Here is a 439-nt window from a genome sequence, read left to right as displayed (position 1 = left end):
GCTCGGGCGCCGCGGGCGCGCGGTCGGCGGTGTGCTCGTCCGCCTGCACGCGCACCTCCACGCCGTCGGAGTCCCCGACCCACAGCGGCGCGGTGGAGCCGCGGGCGTGGCCGGAGGTGTGCTCGGAACTGTCCAGGTCGGGGGCGTCGTCGTTGTGGGACTCCACGTCCTGCCAGGCCGACCAGCGGGTGGTGCCGGTGGTGCGGGTGCGGACCTGTACGTGGCCGTGGAGCTCGACGTTCGGGTCGTCCCAGACGACGCCGACGAGGGAGAACGGGCGGACGTCGCGCCGCGGCAGGCCCTGTTCGCTGACCCGGCCCGCCGCGCGGTCGGAGGCGAGCGGGGCGAGCACCAGGGACTGGGTGCTGCCCGGGAGCGACTCCTGCGCCGGGGCCGGCGCAGCGTGCGAGGTCGCGGGCAGGGTGAGCGGGAGGGCGAG

The 439-nt window shown here is 77.2% G+C and carries 1 pseudogene; it reads right to left on the bottom strand.

From position 1 onward, the window contains the following. Positions 1–439 (bottom strand): annotated as a pseudogene (locus G3I40_RS29220) (N-acetylmuramoyl-L-alanine amidase); the annotation flags it as partial.

Origin of the sequence: Streptomyces sp. SID14478, assembly GCF_010548525.1 — a bacterium.
In the GTDB taxonomy this organism is placed as follows: domain Bacteria; phylum Actinomycetota; class Actinomycetes; order Streptomycetales; family Streptomycetaceae; genus Streptomyces.
The sequence above is the reverse complement of the archived record's forward strand: the minus strand, read 5'-3'. Positions and strand labels throughout refer to the sequence as shown.